20 protein-coding genes are annotated in these 23543 nt (G+C 44.2%); 3 read left to right on the top strand and 17 right to left on the bottom strand.

Translation table 11 applies throughout. The features are described 5' to 3' along the window. Nucleotides 1–79: 79 nt before the first annotated feature. The 7 genes from MKY01_RS18815 to MKY01_RS18845 all read right to left on the bottom strand — a co-directional run bounded on the left by MKY01_RS18815 (nucleotide 80) and on the right by MKY01_RS18845 (nucleotide 7293). Nucleotides 80–919 carry a PRD domain-containing protein gene (locus tag MKY01_RS18815; RefSeq protein WP_036613486.1) on the bottom strand — a complete coding sequence of 280 codons (840 nt, stop codon included), beginning with the start codon at nucleotides 917–919 and terminating at the stop codon, nucleotides 80–82. Nucleotides 920–1143: 224 nt separating this feature from the next. Beyond that, nucleotides 1144–1449, bottom strand: a complete 306-nt coding sequence (locus MKY01_RS18820) for a hypothetical protein (RefSeq protein WP_282321015.1) — start codon at nucleotides 1447–1449, stop codon at nucleotides 1144–1146. A 57-nt stretch (nucleotides 1450–1506) separates the two neighbouring features. After that, complete coding sequence (locus MKY01_RS18825; protein WP_339283093.1) at nucleotides 1507–2067, bottom strand: AAA family ATPase; 561 nt, start codon at nucleotides 2065–2067, stop codon at nucleotides 1507–1509. A gap of 165 nt (nucleotides 2068–2232) precedes the next feature. Further along, nucleotides 2233–3321 (bottom strand): acyltransferase, encoded by a 1089-nt coding sequence (locus MKY01_RS18830; RefSeq protein WP_339283095.1) that lies wholly within the window; start codon nucleotides 3319–3321, stop codon nucleotides 2233–2235. Between the two features lie 140 nt (nucleotides 3322–3461). Then, nucleotides 3462–4001 (bottom strand): GNAT family N-acetyltransferase, encoded by a 540-nt coding sequence (locus MKY01_RS18835; protein WP_339283097.1) that lies wholly within the window; start codon nucleotides 3999–4001, stop codon nucleotides 3462–3464. Then, complete coding sequence (locus MKY01_RS18840) at nucleotides 3976–4449, bottom strand: putative immunity protein (protein WP_339283099.1); 474 nt, start codon at nucleotides 4447–4449, stop codon at nucleotides 3976–3978. Before MKY01_RS18840 ends, MKY01_RS18835 begins: the two co-directional genes overlap by 26 nt. Before the next feature lie 114 nt (nucleotides 4450–4563). Next, nucleotides 4564–7293 carry a family 78 glycoside hydrolase catalytic domain gene (locus MKY01_RS18845; protein WP_339283101.1) on the bottom strand — a complete coding sequence of 910 codons (2730 nt, stop codon included), beginning with the start codon at nucleotides 7291–7293 and terminating at the stop codon, nucleotides 4564–4566. Nucleotides 7294–7427: 134 nt separating this feature from the next. Between MKY01_RS18845 and MKY01_RS18850 the strand changes: the two genes are divergently transcribed. After that, nucleotides 7428–8297 carry an AraC family transcriptional regulator gene (locus MKY01_RS18850; protein ID WP_339283102.1) on the top strand — a complete coding sequence of 290 codons (870 nt, stop codon included), beginning with the start codon at nucleotides 7428–7430 and terminating at the stop codon, nucleotides 8295–8297. 24 nt (nucleotides 8298–8321) lie between these two features. Here MKY01_RS18850 and MKY01_RS18855 read toward each other — a convergent pair whose 3' ends face one another. The 4 genes from MKY01_RS18855 to MKY01_RS18870 all read right to left on the bottom strand — a co-directional run bounded on the left by MKY01_RS18855 (nucleotide 8322) and on the right by MKY01_RS18870 (nucleotide 13476). Then, nucleotides 8322–8888 (bottom strand): hypothetical protein, encoded by a 567-nt coding sequence (locus MKY01_RS18855; RefSeq protein ID WP_145322218.1) that lies wholly within the window; start codon nucleotides 8886–8888, stop codon nucleotides 8322–8324. A gap of 168 nt (nucleotides 8889–9056) precedes the next feature. Next, entirely contained in the window at nucleotides 9057–10520 is a 1464-nt protein-coding gene (gene ascB, locus MKY01_RS18860) for a 6-phospho-beta-glucosidase (RefSeq protein ID WP_339283106.1), read from the bottom strand. A 49-nt stretch (nucleotides 10521–10569) separates the two neighbouring features. Further along, a complete protein-coding gene (locus MKY01_RS18865) occupies nucleotides 10570–12489 on the bottom strand; it encodes a beta-glucoside-specific PTS transporter subunit IIABC (protein ID WP_339186843.1) in 1920 nt (639 codons plus the stop codon). A gap of 132 nt (nucleotides 12490–12621) precedes the next feature. Beyond that, the gene (locus MKY01_RS18870; RefSeq protein ID WP_036613466.1) at nucleotides 12622–13476 is read right to left on the bottom strand and encodes a PRD domain-containing protein; all 855 of its coding nucleotides are present in this window, start codon (nucleotides 13474–13476) and stop codon (nucleotides 12622–12624) included. Between the two features lie 272 nt (nucleotides 13477–13748). Between MKY01_RS18870 and MKY01_RS18875 the strand changes: the two genes are divergently transcribed. After that, a complete protein-coding gene (locus MKY01_RS18875) occupies nucleotides 13749–14432 on the top strand; it encodes a hypothetical protein (RefSeq protein ID WP_339283107.1) in 684 nt (227 codons plus the stop codon). 484 nt (nucleotides 14433–14916) lie between these two features. Here MKY01_RS18875 and MKY01_RS18880 read toward each other — a convergent pair whose 3' ends face one another. The 4 genes from MKY01_RS18880 to zwf all read right to left on the bottom strand — a co-directional run bounded on the left by MKY01_RS18880 (nucleotide 14917) and on the right by zwf (nucleotide 19979). After that, entirely contained in the window at nucleotides 14917–16020 is a 1104-nt protein-coding gene (locus tag MKY01_RS18880; protein ID WP_339283109.1) for a metallophosphoesterase, read from the bottom strand. Between the two features lie 246 nt (nucleotides 16021–16266). Next, nucleotides 16267–17685, bottom strand: a complete 1419-nt coding sequence (gene gndA / locus MKY01_RS18885; protein WP_036672842.1) for an NADP-dependent phosphogluconate dehydrogenase — start codon at nucleotides 17683–17685, stop codon at nucleotides 16267–16269. A gap of 68 nt (nucleotides 17686–17753) precedes the next feature. Then, the gene (gene fsa, locus MKY01_RS18890; RefSeq protein ID WP_036613461.1) at nucleotides 17754–18419 is read right to left on the bottom strand and encodes a fructose-6-phosphate aldolase; all 666 of its coding nucleotides are present in this window, start codon (nucleotides 18417–18419) and stop codon (nucleotides 17754–17756) included. 36 nt (nucleotides 18420–18455) lie between these two features. Continuing rightward, complete coding sequence (gene zwf, locus MKY01_RS18895; RefSeq protein WP_036613459.1) at nucleotides 18456–19979, bottom strand: glucose-6-phosphate dehydrogenase; 1524 nt, start codon at nucleotides 19977–19979, stop codon at nucleotides 18456–18458. Nucleotides 19980–20091: 112 nt separating this feature from the next. On the opposite strand from zwf, the gene MKY01_RS18900 reads away from it, so the two are divergent. Further along, on the top strand, nucleotides 20092–20976 hold the full coding sequence (locus MKY01_RS18900; RefSeq protein ID WP_036613457.1) for a LysR family transcriptional regulator: 885 nt from the start codon (nucleotides 20092–20094) through the stop codon (nucleotides 20974–20976). A 98-nt stretch (nucleotides 20977–21074) separates the two neighbouring features. On the opposite strand, the gene MKY01_RS18905 is transcribed toward MKY01_RS18900, so the two are convergent. After that, entirely contained in the window at nucleotides 21075–23090 is a 2016-nt protein-coding gene (locus MKY01_RS18905) for a chemotaxis protein CheA (protein ID WP_339283112.1), read from the bottom strand. A gap of 14 nt (nucleotides 23091–23104) precedes the next feature. After that, nucleotides 23105–23530: a chemotaxis protein CheW gene (locus tag MKY01_RS18910; RefSeq protein WP_017687852.1), complete on the bottom strand. Its 426-nt coding sequence runs from the start codon at nucleotides 23528–23530 to the stop codon at nucleotides 23105–23107. Between the last annotated feature and the right edge of the window lie 13 nt (nucleotides 23531–23543).

Genomic DNA, 23543 nt, shown 5'->3' on the forward strand with positions numbered 1-23543 from the left:
CCGGTTAACGGTATGTTCAGTCATTCAAGCGTTCAGGTTTTGCCCTAGTGGTTGCAACCCTGCAAGCTGATCTATGGGATTATTCAGAAGTTGCATTCACAACTCTCTCAATATGAATCGTTAAGTACATCAATTCTTCGTCAGTTAGTTGATACGTGTAGTTGCTTTCAATGAATTTCTTGATTTTCTCCGAGCACTTGTGCGCTGCTGGATACTTTTTCTGAATCATCAGGAACAATTCATCATCGTTGTTGCTCTTGTAATGTTTTCCCTTCACCAAACGTTGGGCGAAAAACTTCAAATGTGTCACAAAGCGATAAAATGTCAGTGAGTTCTCATCAAAATCAATCTTGAAATGATACTTGATGATTGTCAAGATTTCCTGCATGACCTGGGTCATACTCTTGATGTTGGGCATTTCCTCGTTCAAAGCTGCATTGACAAAGTGAAGTGCCATAAAACCGGCTTCGTCCTCAGGCAAGATCACACCAAATTGATCACAGATCATATTGAGCGCTTCCATTCCGACTTCATATTCCTCTTTGTATAACTGCTTTGTCTCCCAGATTAACCCGTTGCGTATGGGCAGATTCTTGCGATACCGCTCAATGGCAAAGTGAATATGGTCTGTGAGATGTAAGTAAATGCTCTCATTTAATTTCTTGCCAAGTTTTAATTTGGCGTAAGCGATGATTTCCTCGGATACTTTCATGTATTCCAGAGGAATGCTTGAGATTAATGCCTTGAAGTTTTCCTGAATATCTTCATTCTGTAAAGTAAATATCTTGTCGATATGCTGCTCGGAAACCATATCACCCGCCCGCTTCTGATAAGCAATCCCCCGGCCAATGATAATAACTTCCTGCTCGTCATTCATTGCAACTACAGCATTATTGTTCAGCACCTTCTCGATTTTCACTTTATCACTCCAATATACAGAAAAAGACAAACCAATCCCTTTTCTCAAGGTATACGGCTTTGCCTGATTCAACAGTTACAACCCGATATGTTGTACGCGCTTCCCTCATAATATTACAAATTTCTACACAGTGCAACAAAAAGTTAATATCGAATTAGCATGACTCCTGATCTAGGTAAATATACTCACAGGAGTGAGCAAATAAAGAATTATTTTACAGGGATTCACGGTTTATTGTTTTTGTTGTCTTTCTCCAGCTCTGCTTCAATTTTTCGATTAATCATATCCATTTCTTCTGAATCCAAACGATCGACATCTTTAAATTGCTTATCCATCTCGTACTCTTTCGCCTCACCTTTGTTCATTAGCCCCAGATGATTCTTGATGTCTCGGATATCTTCACGCATATGCATCGTCTGACGGTAATGATCTATCACAAGTGCGAAAACAATGCCCCCAGCCAAAATAGGACCGAATGGGATCAGATAACATAAAACAAGTCCTATGAGCAAAAATATAACAAAGTACATGATGTAGTGCCCCTCTCATATAAAGTATCTACTTTGCTAAGTTAGACGTTTCTCAGATTACAAATTAAAGCGTTCCTGGATTAACTGTGCCACTTCATCCGGACTCTTGTGTGTGTTATCAATCCTTATGTAGTGCTCATGCTTGATTTCTCCCGGTTCCGAATTCAATCGATAATGCTTCATCGTATCTAGCAAATCTCGCTCAGACCACGCAATGTCACGCTTTGTTGGTTTATGTAACAGACGATGCGGACTTTTATTGCGCTCTAGTCTTTCCGATGCATCGGCCTCCAGTTCCACATAACAGACCTGACCTCCATTAGATGTAAACAACTCACTGATCTTACGGATGTATTCACCATCTGACTCCGCGTCCAAAGCCCACACAAATGTAAAAATCAGACCCGGCAAATCACTCTTTGCCACTTCTTCAAAAATCTCCTGCCGGAACAGACTCACCAGTCTTTTGCCTTGTGGTGTACCATAGCTGAAATAAGGAGACACCAATTCAATGGTCATATGGTTATGAAACAATTTAAGCTTTGTTATCTTCTCCAGTTCTTGCCCAACCGTCATTTTGCCCACAGCCTGCGGACCAAAAATAATCACCAATTTCATTTGATCACTCCTGACAAAGTAGTGTTCATTCCATTAATTCAATTTTATGGACATTAAACTCTATAATACCTTCATTAGGGCAAATAAAAAAGAGGTTTCAAGTGATTCCCTCAAGGCGTGAGGGCTTGAAATCTCTTATCTTAAATTACATATGTTTATTTATACTTACCGTCCGATCAGTACCCATCCCCACTTCATCCGGCGCAAACCCATTGCGCAGATCCATGAGATCAGGAGCGCCACAATATAAGATAGTATGATGCCTACGCTGAAGTGCCGAGCCAGTTCATCTGTGAATTCACGCCTCCAGAAGAGCAATACGAGTGGATGCATTAAAAATACACCGAACGCAACTGTACCCAAGGAGTCCAGAATACGCGTAGCTTTACGAACCTCGGTATGTTTTCCTGTGCCGATTCGTTCACTAAAGATCAGTAGGAGCAGGCAGGCTGACAAGGTAAACAGATTACGGAACAGGAACAGCACAGTATAGGTTATAACCGGGTATGCAGCAAAAGCGGTTTTGATATAAGCATTACCATATATAAAAATGGCACCTCCACCTATCAACGCAGCTATGAGCACATAACGGTGAGTATACAGTTTGTTCAATGCCCACTCAAAGTTCAACCCAACCCATGCGCCAAATCCAATCACGATCAGATAACTGGGTAACAAACTTCCTGTCCGTTCGAAGTGAAACTGCAAATGTAGTGCATAGAAGATCGCTTGGCCCGCAATAAAGAATAATGGCAAATAACGATTAAACAAACGATGGCGTGTAAGGGACAGAAGCCATGGAAAAACAATATAGAATTGAAGAATAATCAGAAAAAAGTACAAGTGCGTATGAGCAGTTCCCATCACTAATTGTTTAGCAAATTGAACACTATGGGTCAAAGGTTCTTTGCCCGCAAGCAACTGTTTAATGGCAAAATAGATAAGGGACCACACCACATAGGGTACAAATACATTAAATAAACGCTTTTTATAAAAAGCGAGCATCCAACCCTTCTCATTCACCTTGGAGCTGTAGTTGTAGAACAAGACCAGGGAGGACAGGAACAGAAACGCTGGAACGGCAAATTGCAAAAACGTGTTCCAGAAATAATACACATCATGATCTAATGTATGCTTGGGGTAATGCGCAACTGCTGTTGAAGTTGCATGAATAGCTACCACTGCCATGATGGCAAAAGCACGATAGAGATCCAGATACTCAATTCGCCGGGGCCGATTAACCGGTTGATTCATAAAGATAACCTCACTTGTGCCTGATATGGGATGATAGTTTCCGGCCGCAATCCAGATTCTATGCTTCATTTTAATCAGCACACGAGGGTAATACAATCATAATCCATATTATTTTCGTTTTATTTCATCATTATTCTGCATTATTCGACATTCTCTATCCAGAATCGTTCAACAACGTTGCCATTGGACTCCACATAGTCTTCATCCCGAATGCCACCATTTCGAAGGATAACCCTTCTGGAAGGCTCATTAACCGCATCACATACGATCAATACTTTGGTGATTCCAAGCTCTCTCGTTTTCTCCAAAGAAAGCCTGAGAATTTCGGAACCATAGCCATTGTGCCGCTCTCCTGGACGAATACCATATCCAATATGTCCTCCACTGTTGAACAATTTATCGTTAAGCTCATGCCTTATATTCACAGCACCCACGATTTGTTGACTCTCCGTGACCAGCCAATATGTACTGTCTTTGACCCAGCCCTCCGGGATGTCGATCCCTTGTTCATTGCGTTGCAAAAATGCCAACATCTCATCGAACGCATAAGGATCTTTGGAAATGACCCAAGGTACCATCAATTCTCCACTTCTGACCCAGTCTTCATAAAATGCCAAATACGCTTCCTTATAGGCTTTTGATGGTTTAATTAATCTAACGTGTTCTTTCCCCATGATCATTACATCCTCCCAACAGATATTGATATTGCCACGTTCTCTCTTCCAAGACACGACGTTCTTGTTCTTCCATCAGAGAGTCATAAAAGATAGCTTTCACTGCATAGGTTGCGGCATGTACCGCATGGCCTTTGACATGGGCCGTTGCAGCTGCGTGTCCCGCCGCACGAGAGGCAGCAGAGGCAGCGACATGATCGGCTTCCCGTGCAGCAGCATGAGCTGCAAAAGCCGCCTTTCGTGCATCAACCATGGCAATCTCTCCACGGATCCAACCTCTTCCTGCAGCAATGGCATCACGTGCGCGGAGATCCTCCGTCTTCTTCTCAAATATATACAAGACACGTGCCGCACACTCCGTAGCCCAACAGGCCAATGTATGGTGATCCTGTTGCTTAGCCAAATCCTCTATTTCACTACGTAAAGGTGCATCTTTGAATGCAGGTTTTGCCATGGTCATGCTCCTTTCATTGTTCAAATACTACAAATTTACTCTCAACAAGTTCGAAAAAGGACCTGCGTGTGTGCAGATCCTCTTCAAGTGTACATCTTACCACTTATTCTATCATTATACGGACTCTGTCAATGCAGCCTCCTGAACATCCCGATCCTTTTTCGCATCCGTGTCTTTGTACGTAAATTGGTAATTCCCAGATCCAAGTGTGACTTCAACATCGTCTCCAATGTTTTGAATATCCTGAACTCCACTTATCTGATCCAACTGATTCAACGGTTTCCCTTGTTCCAGAACGATCTGTGCACCTGCTCCAGGAAGACGTACCGTACCTCTCGTGTTGGCGGGAATATGCACCCGTATATCCATTTTACCATCCGCCAACCGGTGCCAGCTTGAAGCAACATGACCATACATCGTCTCCAGACTCGCTTCCACCCAATCCAGTCCAGGTCCGGGTTGTGGCTCGATATGCACCATTCGGAATCCTGGCTGATGTTCATCGGACCGAATGCCGGCAACGTAACAATACAACCATTCTCCAATCGCTCCGTACGCATAGTGGTTAAATGAGTTCATATCAGCACTCCAGAGACTTCCATCCTCTTTGATCCCATCCCAATGTTCCCAGACGGTCGTTGCGCCTTGAGTCACCTGATATAGCCAGGACGGATAATCCTCTTGAAAAAGTAATGTATATGCCAGGTTGTGAAGACCTGCATCACTCAATACCGGATTTAGATAAGGTGTGCCCACGAAACCTGTAGTAAGATGATTGCCCGCCTCTTTCACAAGTTTGGCCAATTGATCAACAGTACGAGTTCGGGCAGTCGCGTCCAGCAGGTCAAATTGAAGCGCCAGAACATGTGCTGTTTGCGTAGGAACAGCAATTTTGCCGGCTGGAGTCACGAATTCATTTCTAAACGCATGAACAATGTTTGTGTGCAACTCCTTGAAATATTCAGCATCATCTGTCTTTCCAAGAACCTCAGCCGCTTTTTGAGTTAACGAAACCGAATAGGCATAGAAGGATGATGCCACATAATCTGTGTCCGTTGCGCCAACATAACTATCAGGCTTGGAGTCCAGTCCCAGCCAATCGCCAAAGTGGAATCCCGTGTTCCACAGATACGGATTGTCACCCTGCACATGAATATACTCGATCCACTGCTTCATACTCTCATATTGTTCGGCCAATAATCTGACATCCCCATACATCTCATAGATGGTCCAAGGACAGATAACTGCTGCATCCCCCCAAGCGGCGGAAGAATGACTGGTGTCTCCCCATCCTTCTGACGTGGAACTTCTCAGATCCGGAACGAAGAATGGAATACCGCCATCTTCTCCCTGATCCGCTTCCAGATCCCGCAGCCATTTGGTGAAGAAGGGAGCCGTATTCATCAGGTAGGAGGACGTGCGGACAAACATCTGTGCATCCCCGGTCCATCCGAGCCGTTCATCCCTCTGTGGACAGTCTGTCGGCACATCCAGGAAATTCCCCTTTTGCCCCCACAATATATTGTGATGCAGTTGGTTTACCAGCGAACTGGAGCATGAGAACTGACCTGTTTGCTCCATATTCGAGTGCAGTACGATTCCGGTAAATTCATCCAGACGAACGTGTTCCGGGAAGCCAACCAGCTTCACATAGCGGAACCCTTGGAACGTAAAATGTGGTTCAAATGATTCCACGCCATCCCCCTTGCACGTGTAGCTAATACACTGCTTGGCGGCGCGAAGATTATCGGTGTAAAAGTTACCTTCATGATCCAATATCTCAGCATGGTGCAGCTCAACCGTCTGACCCGCCTCACCTTGAATGCTGAATCTCACCCATCCCACCATATTCTGCCCCATGTCTACTACACGATCTCCCTGTGGGGTTGTTAACAAAGCGATTGGCTGTAGCTGTTCTACTTGGGTGACGGGTACATTCTCCTGCGCAACGATGATATCTTTCTGATGCTCCAGTACGTTCACGGGTGACCAATTCGTCTGAGATGAATCCGACCAATCGGACTCCATTCGTGCATCATACGTCTCCCCCATATAGATGTCCGACATACGAATGGCACTTGGAGCAGCCGTCCAATCCCCGTTGGATAAAATACATTCCTCTGATCCATCTGCGTATTTCATATGCAATTCCAGCAGCAATGCGGAAGTCGAACCGAATATCTCCCGTTCTTTGTTCCAGCCAAGATATCCTCGGTACCAGCCATCTCCCAGATTAGCCCCTAAAGTATTCTGTCCATCCTGAAGCAGGTGGGTAACATCATAAGTTTGATATTGTAATCGCTTACGATAAGAGGTCCAGCCAGGTGTAAAATAATCTTCTCCTACTCTTGTGTTGTTCATATGCAACTCGTATAATCCAAGTGCTGTTACATATATTCTTGCAGATGTAACAGGTTGTTTCACATTAAACTGCTTGCGCATACGCGGGCATGACGTATCTCCATCATCTGATGGTTGAGCTGTGATCCATTCTGCTTGCCACTTATTATGACTATCCATAAGTCCCATCTCGAAATAAGCCGTTTCGGACCAGCCCGAATCACTTCCTGCATCATCCCATGCCTGAATCCGGTAGTAGTATCGCGTTCGCGGAGAAGGCTGAAACTGGTTTAACTCCACATGTATGGATTGATCCGTACTTATCTCACCAGAATCCCATGCAATTCCATCAAAATCTTCCGTCAATGACAGCTGCATCTGGTATGCGGATTGCATGCAGTTCCGACGATCGGATTGCAGCTGCCAACTTAAACGCGGTGATTTGACATCAAGGCCTATCGGATTGATTCTATACTCACAGCGAAGGTGACTAACGTTGAACATTAGCAGATCGTCCTTTCTATCTTGGCTTCCCATTCGGGGTTACGATATAATTATATCGATCCTGTTGCCCTAAATACCCGGTAATCAGGACTATTTCATCCGGTGATTCAGCCATCTGTGCGAGGAGGTTGCTTGTGAATTCATCTATACAGCTCATGAAAAGTGAATACTTCCTGCATAATCATCTGCAACTTTTTGTCAATCGTTGCTCTGAAAATTTTGTGCTTCCTTTTCACGCACATGATTTTATTGAGTATAGCTATGTTGCCGAAGGAAAGGGCTTTCATCATATCGGTGAAGATGTCATTCCGGTGAGGAAGGGCATGCTGTTTGTTATTCCTGTCGGCGTTCCTCATGTCTTTCGTCCTGTCAGCACCAACGTAACCGAGCATCCGTTAATTCTATATAATTGCTTATTTAATGCTGAATTGATCCACACGCTGACAGCAATCATTCAGGAAAAAGAAATCATTCAACATCTGATGGATCTGGCACAAAATCAGGTTCCTTATATATCCGTTGTGGATCACAACGATCGGATTGAAGAACTAATGGTGAAACTGTACCGTGAATCCTCTGTTCCGGGAATCGGTTCGTCTACCATGTTATACACCTTGGTGAGCCAGTTGGTATTGATGACCTACAGACAACTTTATCAAAAGGATTATGATGAAGAGCATCATTCCACCGGTTTTGATTACATCCTTCACTATATCAAGGAACACGTAAGCACTCGTATTCGGATGTCTGATCTGGTCCGTATATCGGGCTGGAGCGAAAAACAGATTGGCCGAATGTTTCTGAGACATACCGGACAGACCTTTAGCGGCCACATTCAACACCTCCGTATACAAAAAAGCTGCGAACTTCTAAAGAGTTCACAGCACAAAGTCAGCCTGATTGCAGAACTGGTCGGATATCGGGATATGGATTCATTCTATGCTGCATTCAAAAAAATAACAGGCGAAACACCTCTCGCCTATCGCAAAAAATCCAGAGCATAGCACTCTGGACAATAAGATTTACTTTCAGACACTAACAACTTGTAACACTTCATCTATGTAAGCCTTGGCCTCTTTCCATGAAGACATCAACGGAAAGTTGTATCGCTCACGCTCCTGTATATTCCACGGATGTGGGATACAGATGACCTTTTTGCCGTCCTCATGCGCGGGGATCAGGTTATGTGCTCCATCATCAATGAGCAGATCGAAACCGAGCAAGTTTTTTCTTTTGCATGTAATAAACTGTTCTGCGGTTATAAAAGGCATATGCTGCTGAAGCCAGTTCCACTTCTCAACAACTGTTCTTGGTTCTGCTGCCGTCACAACAATAACATCATAAGCATCGTTCAGCTTTCTCATTTCATCTACAACATACTCGTCGTATAATTCCAATTCCTCGAACAGACCCGGCCGACCATAAAATACATCGTGCGTGCTCTCTGGATGACGCAAATGGGATGTATCCCAATGAATCATATCCTCGTAGCGCAACGGATGGGTCGGGAAGTTGAGGTTGTTGTGATATATAGCCCGCTTGACCAGATGACATATCGTGTCATCCATATCTACAGCAATAATAGGCTTCTTCATGGTTATCCCTCCCCCAATACGAACACAGTATACCATCCAGAATGTTATGTAGTCATCTTTTTTACCTTGAAATACCAATAGCGTTGATAAGAATTCTACCTGATTATATTAAAAAGGCGCCCCGGCGCCGTAATACCAGCTACGCCCGGGGTGCCTATATAGATTAATCTATTCCAAGTTCTCGCCATTCGAGGCAATGACTTTTTGGTACCAGCCAAAGCTCTTTTTCTTATACCGATTCAGTGTGCCTTGTCCGTTGTCATCCTGATCCACGTAGATCACGCCATAACGCTTGGACATTTCCGAAGTGGATGCACTGATGATATCAATCGCTCCCCAGTTGGTATATCCCATCAGGTCCACACCATCCATAACGGCTTCTTTCATTTGTGTAATATGTTTTCTCAGATAATCAATCCGGTAATCATCGTTGATGGAACCGTCTGCTTCAACGGTATCTTTGGCACCAAGGCCGTTCTCTACCACAAACAATGGCAGTTGATAACGGTCATACAGCTCTTTCAGTGCAACGCGCAGGCCGATCGGATCAAGCTGCCAGCCCCACTCTGTACGCTCCAGATTCGGGTTCTTAATTGTACTGTACAGGTTACCTCCAGTTACTCCATATTCCTCTGGGTTCACTGCGGACACCAAGGATGTGTAATAACTGAACGAGATGAAATCAACCGTGTGCTCACGCAGGATCTGCTCGTCCCCAGGTTCCATGGCAATGGTAATCCCGTTCTCTGCCCAATACCGAGCCATAAACGTTGGATAACTACCACGAACTTGTACATCTGTATGCAGCAGGTTCAGCTGATTATCGATCTGAGCTTGCAGCACATCCTCTGGCTTCGATGTCGCCGGGTAGTGAATCATACGCGCAAGCATACATCCGATCTGGAAGTTCGGGTTAATCTGACGTGCTTTCTCTGTCACCAGGCTGCTGGCTACAAATTGATGATGAAGTGCCTGATAAGAAGCCTGCATCGTGTTCTCAACCCGGTCTTCAATAATACCGCCGCCTGTGAACGGTTCAATAATGGTTGTATTAATCTCATTAAACGTCAACCAGTATTTGACCTTGTCCTTGTATCGGTTCATCACGGTTTCCGCATATCTTACAAAATGTCCAATCACTTCGCGGCCAGCCCAGCCGTTATATTTCAGGACAAGTGCCATAGGCATCTCGTAATGCGAGAGGGTTACCAGTGGTTCGATATCGTATTTCCGGAGTTCATCGAACACTTCGTCATAGAAACGCAGTCCCTCTTCATTTGGATCGGCATCATAACCATTCGGGAAAATACGCGGCCAGTTGATGGACAGACGGAATGTCTTGAAGCCCAGCTCTGCGAAGAGTGCAATATCTTCTTTGAAACGGTGATAAAAATCAATCCCGTAACGCTTCGGATAACCTACTGCACTGTGATGTGCCATTGCTTTCTCAACCGTTGCACTGGTAACATGCATCAGTTCTCTAAGGTTGGTGTAGTCCTTTTTCTCAAAATAAGGAACCATGTCGGCTGTCGACCATCCTTTGCCGCCAGCGTCGAATCCACCTTCAGCCTGGTTGGCGGCAATAGCGCCGCCCCATAGAAAACCTTCCGGAAACCCTTGTCGATTAATCATTCGAATCTCTCCTTCTTTTGTTGATATTGTTAGTCCTAAGACGGACAGTTTAGATCTCAGCTTTCAAGACGTCTTCACCCATCGTGATTTCGCCCAATTTCACAGGTAGAACCTGCTTGTAATCAGCCGTATTGGTAACAACCATAGCGGTTGTGATATCGTATTCTTTTGCAATCTCGGCCAGTTCAAACGTGAGTAATTTGTCTCCAGCCTGTACACGTGCTCCTGTAGCAACATGTGCATCAAAATACTGTCCACGCAGCTTCACCGTGTTAATTCCAACATGAATCAGCAATTCCATTCCGTTATCACTGCGGACAACGATCGCATGTTTTGTTTTGAACACATTCATGATGGTACCTGTCACTGGAGATACCAATTCGCCCACCGTTGGAACAAATGCCACACCTTTACCCATCAATTCATCACCAAATGTTGGATCGTTGACTTCTTTGAGCGGGATGGATTTACCTGTCATGGGTGCAACAGCTACTGCATCACTCGTTGGTGTTGGATCGCCCATGTCGTCTACATTTACGGTTGCAGCGTCATTGGAAGTTACTTTCGCTGGAGCTGTAGAAGCACCCGGTGAGAATTGAGCTAACGCCTCTGCGTCTCCCTCTTCTTCTTTGATACCAAATATCGTAGACATGATTGCACCCACGATAAAGGCCAAAATCATACCCCCAAAGGAATACCAGAAGGTTTGTCCGATCAGGGAAGGAAGTCCTGGCAGACCACCGTTACCCGCAAGTACATACGCTTTCGCGCCAAAAGCAAGGGCGAATCCGCCACCCACTGCACTACCAATCATGGCTGCAGCAAATGGTTTTTTGTATTTCATATTTACGCCGTACATAGCCGGCTCCGTTACACCCATGAGTGCGGTGAAGCTCGTTGACAATGCCACGGTTTTGAGTTTTTTATCTTTTGCCCGGAAGAATACGCCGAGTGTTGCACCAGCCTGACCCATATTGGAGATAAAGGTCAATGGCAAGAATTTATCAAAGCCCAGTGTAGCGATATTACTCAGGATGATCGGCACAAGTGCATAGTGCATTCCTGTCATAATAATGAGCGCCATCGCGCCGCCAAGAACAATACCTGCAATCAATCCGCCTTCATTCAGCAGCCAGTTGATGCCGCCAGACAATCCGCTACCTACAAATGTACCCAATGGACCGATCGCAATCAGCGTTACCGGAACCATGACAAGCAAAGTAATCAGTGGCACAAGCAATAGCTTGAGTGCAGCAGGGATAACACGGTCAACCCATTTCTCAACATAGGACATCAACCACACTGCAAGTAAAATCGGAATAACCGATGAAGCATAACTTACAGCCGTAACCGGGATTCCCAAGAATCCAACAGATTCACCGCTAGATAACAATGCTGTCATGTCTGGATACATGAGTGCTGTACCTAGTGCAATCGCAACAAACGGGTTACTGCCGAATTTACGAGCAGCACTGACTGCAATCAGTAAAGGCAGGTAATGGAATACGCCGTCACCGATGGCTGAAAGAATACGATACGTATCCGTTCCGGCAGACATCCAACCTACGGACACAAATAGTGCAAGTAATCCTTTGAGCATACCTGCCGCAGTAATCGCTGGAAGCATCGGGGCAAAGACACCTGCGATTGTTTCAAAAATTTTCAATACTACATTTTGTTTTTTATCCGACTTTGGCTCTTTGTTTTCTGTTGTTTGCTGGATTGCCGGATTTTCCTTCACCATGGCATCGAATACTTTTGCCACATCATTACCGATAATGACCTGGAATTGATCTCCGGAAATATTTGTTCCCATGACCTTATCCAGTTTCTTGAGTGAGCCGTTATCGACTTTCTCGTTGTCTTTCAGATCAAAGCGCAAACGTGTGACGCAGTGATAAACGGAGTTAATATTGTTTGTTCCTCCAACGGCTTTAATGATTTCCTGCGCCGTTTCCTGATGTTTCATGATGTTTTCCTCCTCATTTTTCCAATAAAAAATACCCGAACGAATCTAGCGCATATGGATGGCGCCATCTCATTCGGGTATTGCCTGATTGAACAGTAACAAGCCCATAGGATATCCAGTTGTGATTTGATTCTATTGCGTGGACTTTTCGTCCCGCTTGGTTTTCATCAAACGTTCCAGATGGAGCGTTAGATATAACTGCTCAGAGTGAGTCATGTCATACTGATAGTTCTTATGGATAAAAGTCTCGATCTTGCCAATACATTTGAATGTCTCCGGATAGTTTTTCCGAACCACTTCATATAAATACTCCTCGGCATCATCATGTGAAGAATGAGTAATGACACGCTGACAGAAATATTTCAAATGGGTGATAAAGCGGAAATAATTGACGCTATCTTCATCCAATTCGACGTTGAAGTGATATTTGATGATATTCATAATCTCCTGCAACAGCTGCATCAGATGGGTGACATCGTTCATGGAATCATTGACTTCCGCATTGATGAAATGTAAGGCAATATTACAGATTTCATCTTTGGGAAACTCAATATCCAGTCTTTCTTTCAGCAAGGTCAGTGCTTCTCTGGCCACATCGTACTCCGCCTTATAGAAGTGCTGAACTTCCCAAGAAAGTGGATTACGAGTAATCATTCCTTTTTCCAAGCGTTGAACAGCAAAGTGAATGTGATCAGACAGCGAGACATAGATCCCGTCACTGATGGTTTTGTTCAATTGCGTTCGTGCCAGTGTCACAATATCATCGGTTGCCTGCAGAATCTCAATCGGCACTTCAGCTACGATGGATTTGAATTTCTCATAAATCGATGCATCCTGAAGACGAAATACCTTCTCAATCCGCTCTTCATCAATCTCATCGCCTGCTTTGAACTTAAATCCGATACCCCGGCCGAGGATCAGTAGTTCCTGATTTTTGTCATCCACGGTACTGACAATATTGTTATTAAATATCTGTTTAATAATCATTATGGACCCACCTGGTTTTTTTTGAGGAATAAAAAAGGGCAAAACCAAAACAGAAATAATAAAATCATTTCCATAGTGGTTTTGCCCGCATTACCGGTAACAAGCCTCGGATATAATTTATCATAACCTGAAAACGGTGTCAACCCAAAAATAATACCGCTCTATTCCACTTTTTTAGATCATATGAAACATTTACCTTTTATGTTATGTTGAAATGCGATATACCCTTTGATATCTAATAATATGACCCAAACTAATCAGGAGGATTCACTTTGAAAAAAATCACTTCGTTTACCGCCGTCATTGCTGCCATCTCGCTATTGTTATCAGCGCCGCCCACCTTGGCCGCAAAATCCAATGAACTCTCGTTAATAGAGAATTACATGTCCGCTGACCAGCTGGATCGGAAGACACAACAACTTTTGAGTGATGAACTAGTTAAACTCGTGGGGAAACAGAACATTCAATTCACCACAATAGACACATCATTTGATCCGTGGGTCATTAACGGAACTATAGATGGAACTGGATTCGCAGATTTCACACAAAGATACGATCCTGATACAAATCATGTCGCGTCCACCCTTATCATGTATGATACCGCTGATCTCAATAAAGTCATGAATAATGCGCTACGCCTGAAGCTTGATGCCTTCTTAAAAACATTTGAGGATGAAGATATCTTCATTAAAAGTGGATTTTTGCGTTTCAAAGCCAATGATCAGGAACATGGACATTTACTCCAAAACTACTGGGTCATCTTTGGACCAAGTCAACAACTTTACATCGATGTGGACAAAGGTAATCAAATGTCGGCAATCCTGCAATATAAAATCGATGATTCCTATGCCTGGATGACAAACATAGCACGAAATTCACTCAAAACACTTGGAATACCCTCAGTAAAAGCTTTTGATTACACCTTATTTACCGTAGAAGGGATGACGACAATCTAAATTACGTACATATCGGCAGCAAGACCGGAAAGGTATGGAAAGTCACCAACGAACTGGGTATCAACTGGAAAAATGATGCTGATTTCAAAAAGTCTTTTGCCAAGCCCAAGCTCAGCAAAAACAAAGCACTATCCATCGCTGTACCTACAGTCAGATCTATATTTGGTATTGAGCTAAAAGGTTATTCCGTTCGTATCCAAGAGAACGAGTACACCTTCACGAAAAAAGGAGCCACAACGATTATCGGTAAAATCAATACAAAAGGCGCATTTTATTCGTTTGAAGCCATTCCTTCAAAAGGGGTAAGAAACTAACTTACATAATAAAAAACAGGCGGCTTGAAGCGCCGATTTAAAATTGCATAAAAAATACTCCGCTTTATGACGACAGTAGATTTAATCTTGTCATCATAAAAGCGGAGCCGGTATCATCAATCTACGCTTGACGTGCTTATTAGGCAGCCCTTCTTTCGAAGGGCCTTTCATCATTGCTGGAACGTCACATTAATCTGTACAATCTCCGAACGACTACTAGTACGAATTGGAGGTCCCCAGAATCCAAATCCTGAGGTTACGATGGAGTGCATAGAGCCCTTTTGCAGATAACCCCAATCGTTCTCATAAATGGCCTGTGTGATGAACTGAGCCGGTGCAATCTGACCACGATGGGTGTGACCGGATACGACCAGATCTACATTGTTCTGCTCCGCAATATCCAGATCATACGGCTGGTGATCCATCATAAGTACCGGTTGGTTCAAGTCAGTACCTTGCATTAAAGTAGCTACTTCTGCACGATCCTTCTCTGTGCGATCTTTCCGACCAATGAGGGTGATCTTGTTATCCAGAACGATCTTGTCATCGTACAGAACTTGCATGTTGCTCTTCTCCAGCGCAGCAATCAGATCTTCAATCGGACCATCGAACTTATCGTGATTCCCGAGAGAAGCATAAACACCGTATGGGGCCTGGATATCACTGATAATATCGGCAATTCCGCTATTGAGGTACATATCCAGATTGTCATCAATAATATCTCCAGGATATAGCACCAGATCCGGCTTCAGTGCATTAATTTCCTCCACCATGCGTTTGGCATGTGCAGGGCCAGACAGAAGTCCGAAGTGCATATCGGCAGCCATGACAATGTTGAGCTTGTCTACACCTTCTACTTTTTTATCAATCTGGATATTATATGTTCTGACTACCGGGCTGTAAGCGTTAAAAATTCCATAACCCATTGTGGACACTAACAATACCAGTGTAACGACACCTGCCCACTTCTGTGTATGATGTCTCGGAATGCGGGTTAATCTCAGCAGCCACATCGTCAGGTGAATAACGGGCAGGATCAACAATAACAATGAGAAGATTGCCAGCCAGTAGGAACCGATAATACCGAGGAACGAGATGCTTCCAAATAATCGTGCCAAAATGAAGGAAGTGGCAAGGAATACAAGAGCTATAATATACAACCATCGAAATCTGGCGGACACAACTGGTTTCATCCAACTCCAACCGCTCCAGCCTATGTAGAACACTAATAAACCGTATACGACCAAAAATAATATACCTGCTAATACAAACATGCCCGGTCTAACCTCCACGTCAATAAGTTGTATTCTGAATTTTCATTACGGACACAGGTCCGTCTGAACAAGTATAACGTAGTTGAAGGGTCAGATCATCTGTTTGCCAAACCCAGATTCGTACATTTTATTACAATTTGATGATATTCAAATTCGAACCATTAACGAGAAAAAGCATTCCCGCTGCCGCCCTGAATAATTAAATTCAAGGACAACTGCAGGAATGCTATATTTTCGAAATTAAAATTACTCGTTAGTGTCCATCCACTGGAAGTGGAATGAACCTTCTTTGTCAACACGTTTGAATGTGTGAGCACCGAAGTAGTCACGTTGAGCTTGCAGCAAGTTTGCTGGCAAACGCTCTGTACGGTAGCTGTCGTAGTAAGACAGTGCGCTGGAGAATCCAGGTACTGGAATACCTTGTTTTACAGCAGCCGCTATAACTTCACGCCATGCACCTTGATAAGATTCAACGATGTTTTGGAAGTAAGGATCCAAGAGCAGGTTTTTGAGTTCTGCATCTTTGTCATATGCTTCTTTAATGTTTTGCAAGAACTGCGAACGGATGATGCAACCACCACGGAAGATCATGGCAATGTTACCGTATTTCAGATCCCAGCCGTATTCATCGGAAGCTGCACGCATTTGTGCAAATCCTTGTGCATAGGATACGATTTTACTTGCAAACAATGCTTTACGCACGTTCTCGATGAACGCTTTTTTGTCGCCGGAGAACGCTTCAGTCGCTGGTCCATTCAGGATTTTGCTAGCTGCTACACGCTCGTCCTTCATCGCAGAGAGGAAACGGGAGAATACGGATTCCGTAATCATGGACAATGGAACGCCGAGATCCAGCGCACTTTGGCTTGTCCATTTACCTGTTCCTTTTTGTCCAGCCGCGTCCAGAATAACGTCAACCATTGGTTTGCCTGTTTCTGGATCGTATTTGGAGAAAATATCTGCCGTAATTTCGATCAGGTAGCTATCCAGCTCCCCTTGATTCCACTCGGTGAAGATCTCATGCAACTCTTCAACGGAAACGTTCAATACGGATTTGAGCAAGTGATAAGCTTCACCAATCAACTGCATATCTCCGTACTCGATACCGTTATGCACCATTTTCACATAGTGTCCGGCACCGTCTGGTCCGATATATGTGCTGCAAGCGTCATCGCCAACTTTGGCAGAGATCGCTGTAAGGATCGGTTCTACCAACTGATAAGCACTTTCCTGACCGCCGGGCATGATTGCCGGGCCTTTCAGTGCGCCTTCTTCACCACCGGATACACCTGCTCCGATGAAGCGGAAACCTTTTTCTTCCAGTTCTTTACTGCGACGTTGTGTGTCAGGGAAGTAAGCATTACCTCCATCGATAATAATGTCGCCTTGATCCAGATGAGGAAGCAGTTGCTCGATCGTTGCATCTGTTGCTTTACCTGCTTGCACCATGATCAGAATTTTACGCGGAGACTCCAGGGATTCCACGAATTCTTCAATAGTGAACGCACCTGTCAGGTTTTTACCTTCTGCTTCTTTCAGAAGATCGTTCGTTTTCTCCGGGGAACGGTTAAATACCGATACCGAGAAACCTTTGCTTTCAATATTCAAAGCCAGGTTTTTACCCATTACTGCCAATCCAATAACACCAATCTGTTGTTTACTCATTATGTCCTCCCAATGCTCCATGATTTATATAGTTTTATTGTAAGTTGAAACGAATATATGTTCAGTGATTATTGTACTGTTTTTTTCCAGTCAGCTGCAAATTTGTCCATACCTTGATCTGTCAGTGGGTGTTTGGAGATTTGTTCAATGACGGAGAATGGAACAGTAGCAATATGTGCTCCAGCCATCGCTACACGTGTAACGTGATCCGGATGTCTTACAGAGGCCGCAATAATCTGTGCATCCAGGTTATGTGTACGGAACAATTCAGCAATTTTGGTAACCAATTGTACGCCATCCTCAGAGATATCATCAAGACGTCCCAGGAATGGGGATACATATGTCGCACCAGCACGAGCAGCCAGAAGCGCCTGGTTCACAGTGAAGATCAACGTTACGTTGGTTTTCACGCCTTTTTTGGTCAAGTAACGGCAAGCTTCAAGTCCTGCAAGTGTCATTGGCAATTTGATCGTAATGTTTTTGTCACTGTTGTTAATTTTGATCAATTCGTCTGCTTGCGCGATCATTTCTTCAGCAGTAAGGGCATCTGGTGTCACTTCCGCAGAAACGGACTCCACTTCAGGTACCAAACGCAAGATTTCTTCAATACGATCTTCGAATTTCACGCCCTCTTTGGCTACCAAAGATGGGTTTGTTGTTACGCCAGATAATACGCCGATTTTGTATGCTTTTTGGATATCTTCCACGTTAGCTGTATCGATAAAAAATTTCATGATTAAATTACCTCCAGATATATTTTTTATTTTGGTTTAGAGATTCGCATTAACCGCCAAGGGTATGCTATTTGTAACTACAGACTCCTGATCCGCCGGCTCATCAAACCACCAGTGGTGACCTTCTTCTTCAAGCATAACATCTGATTCAACCGGTCCATAGCTACCCGCAGGATACAGGTGAAGTGGCAACAGATTTTCCTGGAATGCATCCAGAATTGGCTGCACCCATGCCCATGACAATTCTACTTCATCCCAGTGGGCAAAGAAGGTTGGATCACCCAGCAAAGCATCACGAATCAGATTCTCGTAAGCTTCCGCAAGGTCACCTTTGTCCGGAGAAAGATCAATATGAACCGGTTTGAATTCACCTTTATTCTCAGGATCACTTGCATTCAGTTGCAATGTCATGCTCTGATCCGGACTCATCTCAATGACAAGCAGGTTTGGCTTGGAACCCTTATTTTTCAGCACATTTGTCTGTCCTGAAGGTTCTTTGAATTCAATCACGATACGTGTTGATTTCTCCTTCATTCTTTTACCCGTGCGAATGTAAAACGGAACACCACGCCAGAAGAAATCATCAATTTGCAATTTGGCAGCAATGAATGTGTCATTCATCGTATTCTCGGCTACACCCGGTTCAGCAGTATACGCATTTACCGGTTTACCTTGAATGTTGCCTTCTGCATACTGTCCACGGATGATGTTTGCGCCCACAGTTTGTTTTTGTAACGGCTGGATCGATTCCATAATGTGTTTTTTCTTCAATCCAACTTTTTCGGAAGTACTGTTGTATGGAAGCTGAATCGCCATCATCATGAGCAATTGCAACATATGATTCTGGAACATGTCTCGCACTGCACCAACATGATCATAATAGGATGCACGTTCTTCGACACCTACAGTCTCATTCGCCGTAATTTGCACATTGGAGATGTAACGGTTGTTCCATAACGCCTTCATGATTGGGTTACTCTGATGCAACGTCTCCAGACGCTGTACCATCGGTTTGCCCAAATAGTGGTCAATCCGATAAATCTCTTCCTCCGTGAACGATTCGCTTAATTTGCGATTAAGGTCTCTGGCGGACTGTAGATCGTGACCAAATGGCTTCTCGATAACGAGACGTTTCCATCCCTCTGTGGAACCCAGTCCACTTTCTTGAATGTTCTCGGCAATCGGTTCGAAAAATTCCGGACCAACCGAGAGATAAAACAAGCGATTGGACGGAATGCCAAGTTCAGCTTCTCTTTGTTCAACTAATCCCAACAGCTTTATATAATCTTCCTTATGGCTTATATTCAATACACTGTAGCGGAAAGCTTTCACAAATGACTTCACAACTTCAGGATCAGCTTGGCGTCTGGAAAATTCATTTAATGATTTTTCCACTTGTGCCTGAAAGAATTCATCAGACCAATCTCTACGCCCCAGACCAATCAATGAGAAGGTTTCAGGAAGCTTCTGCTCAAGATATAAGTTATATAAGGCAGGATATATTTTTCTTTTGGCTAAATCGCCAGTTGCACCAAATAAAACAATGGTAGTTGGTTCCATCTTACCGTTCTCCTTCCAAGTAACTCTGGTTTCTTTGTTGTAGTTACACTATAATACGTTTTATAGCCATACAAGTAATTAATATATTTCACAGGAGCTATAGACCACATCTATGACTACAAATTACGAACTATATAAAGTCTTTTATTGGGCCGCCAAAACGGGAAGTTTGACACAGGCTGCGAAAGCACTGTATATCACTCAACCCAGCGTCAGTCATGCCATTAAGCAATTGGAAGAGAGCTTTGGTCTTACCTTGTTTTATCGAAATTCCAAGGGTGTAGCGCTGACACAGGAAGGTGCCAGTCTATACTCCTATATTGAACAATCCCAGATTCTGATCTCACTTGCGGAAGAAAAAATGGCCGCACTGAAGAATCTCGACAATGGTGAATTGAGAATTGGTGGCAGTGACTCTCTGTTCAAGCATTACATGCTGGCGTATCTAGAGGAATTCCACACCTTGTACCCTAATATCAAGCTACATCTGAGTCATGGAACTACGCCGGAAGTCATCACCTTTCTGAAAGAAGGCAAGATTGATCTTGGTGTTGTTCGGATGCCCATTGTTGATCCACAGCTAGAAGTCAGGGAAAGTATTCAGTTGAAGGACTGTTTTGTAGCTGGGGAACGTTATGCTCAGTTGAAGGGTAAAATCATGACACTTGAGATGCTTCTGGAGCATCAACTGATCCTCTTCTCCCGGAACAGCCGTGTTCGGATGGCTATAACTGAGTTGTTTAACAGCTATAATTACACGTTAAAACCTGAGATTGAGGTTGGTAGTGTTGATCTGTTGATTGAGTTTGCGCGTCGAGGACTGGGTATTTCCTATGTCACACGTGAATTTATCTCCAAAGAGCTGGAGGAAGGCTCTCTCTTCGAAATTCAGCTTGATGTCCCGCTCCCCCCTTCCCATGTGGGGATTATGACCAAACGCAATATGCCGATCTCTCTGGCAGCCAACCGGTTTATGGATCTCATTTTCAAATCCTGAGTGGTCACAATGTCAAAAGGTTCAACAAATAGCCCCACCGTCCAGTTATGGATGATGAGGCTTTTTGTCCTGCATAAAAATTTGTGTTTATCTAACGATTAAACACTCACCAGATAGGACGCGTCCAATATAAGGGCAACCTTACCATTACCGAGGATCGTTGCTCCAGATAGATGGTTCATCGCTCCCAGATACGTACCGAGTGTCTTAATAACGACTTCCTGATTTCCTATAATCTCATCTACTGCGTAAGCTGCAATTTTATCAACGGAACGCACGATCACCAGTGGAATGGTCTTGGATTTGCGGTCTGTTCGTGGATAGTTGAGCCTGTCACACAGTCGGTGAAAAGGTACAATTCGTCCATGATTCAGGATCGCTTGTTGCCCCTGGATCATCTGAATATCTTCAGGTGAAATTCGAACAATCTCAGCAACATTATACATCGGCAAGATCAGCACACGACCCGATACTTTGACTAACAGACCTTTAATAATCGCCAGTGTGAGCGGTAGACGAATCGTAAACGTGGTGCCCACACCAACCTCCGTATCAATATCAATGATACCGTTGAGTCGCCCGATCTGACTACGCACGATGTCCATTCCAACACCGCGTCCTGATACTTCACTGACAGAAGAAGCCGTCGAGAAGCCAGGTTCAAATATGAGGTGGACAGCTTCCTGTGTTGTTAGGCGTGCAGCCTGTTCCTCACTAATGATGCCCTTGCCCAAGGCGGAAGCTTTAATCTTCTCACCATCGATACCTTTGCCATCATCCGAATAACGAATGACAACATGATTTTCTTCATGAAACGAAGTTAATGTAATACGTCCTTTGGACGGCTTACCGTTCTCCGCCCGAATCTCTGCACTTTCAATGCCATGATCTGCACTGTTGCGGATGAGATGGATCAGCGGGTCACTCAGTTCTTCAATAATCATCCGGTCAAGCTCAGTCTCTCCACCTTGAATAACCAGTTCCAGATCCTTACCCAGCTTCTGTGATAGGTCACGAACCAATCTCGGGAAGCGACTGAATAGTTGATCAATGGGTAACATCCGTGTCTTCATTACACCTTCTTGGAGTTCCTTGATTACCCTGCCCATATGATCGGATACACCACTAATACTCCGGATGAGTGTTGAAGACTCCTTACGCGCACCCGATCCACTCAGATCTGCAAGGGATGTCTGATCAATTAACAGTTCACCGACCAAATTCATCAAATGGTCCAGACGTTCAACACTCACACGAACTGTAGGTTGAGCAGCTTTCACTTTCTCATCCGGCCCAGTTGTATTCACGGTAGGAAAGCTTTGTTTCGTTTGCTCTGTTTCAGAGATTAATTCAAGTGGTGCAGACGTCGCTGCAACCTCATTGGATTCCAGCAGATATGGATCAATCTCCAGCATATGAATATCCGAGTCTGAAGACAGCTCTGCCTTAAGCTGCTGTTGGTCATTCGACGTTGCTACGATGATGATGAACTGACCATAATGATCATCTTCATTCTGTGCGCCCGGCTGACTCTCCATGAGCGAAGTAGCGACAACCGTACCACAGATATCCTCAATGCGTTGTCGTAAAATATGATATCTGGCCGCTTTCATCATGCACTTCTGCTCCAGCACAACATGAATGGACAATAACTGCTTGCCTGACACAATAGCTACCTGTGCCATAATCGACTCTGCTGGTTGCAATTGAGGTGTTTTAAGTTGCTCGACTACTGTCGGGGTATGAATTAAATCCTTTATTTCTCTTACTACTGCTCGAAAATCTGCATAGGCTTCCCCACGGATGTACTGATCACGAAGCACCTTCATGGCGTCCAAAGAGCGGAACAACGTATCAATTAGCTCCGAAGTCATCTCCGGTTTTTTCTCTCGGACCCATTCAAGAGCATACTCCACTTCATGCGTAAGGTCGCTTAATTCACGGAAATCCATAGTGGATGCCGATCCCTTGATGGTATGGGCTGCCCGAAACAGCGTCTGAACCAGTTCTACAGAAGGCGAAAGCTCCAATGCCAATAAAGACTGATCCATACGTTCCAGTTGATCATTCAGTTCTTCGATAAAGATGTCACGGTAGGCAGACAAATCCATCATTCGTGTATTCCTCCCTAACCGCCCAATATTTCGTCCAGTTTCAAAATGCCCACAAGCTTGTCTTCCTGTTGACCCACACCATGGAATAAACCTTCACGGTTACGACCATATCCGCCGGTTGGCGGATGTATTTCGGAATATGTGGTTACCTTGTTCACGCGATCCACGATCAAGCCAATATATTCTTCCTGATGTCGAACTACGATAATACGCGTTGCTCTGGTGTCCGGTTCATCCGGCATACCCAGCAGGTTCCGCAGACTCATCACACATACAACCTTGCCACGCAGATTAACTACCCCTTTGATCTCTGGACGGCTAAATGGAATATCTGTAATGCTAAGCATTTTAATAATTTCGTGAATTTCTTCGATTCGAATGGCGCAAGTCTCTGCACCTACAGACAGTTCAATATATTGTTCCTTCTGAAGTGAAGACATCGATTCACCCTCA

Origin of the sequence: Paenibacillus sp. FSL R5-0486 (assembly GCF_037975155.1) — a bacterium.
GTDB lineage: Bacteria > Bacillota > Bacilli > Paenibacillales > Paenibacillaceae > Paenibacillus > Paenibacillus amylolyticus.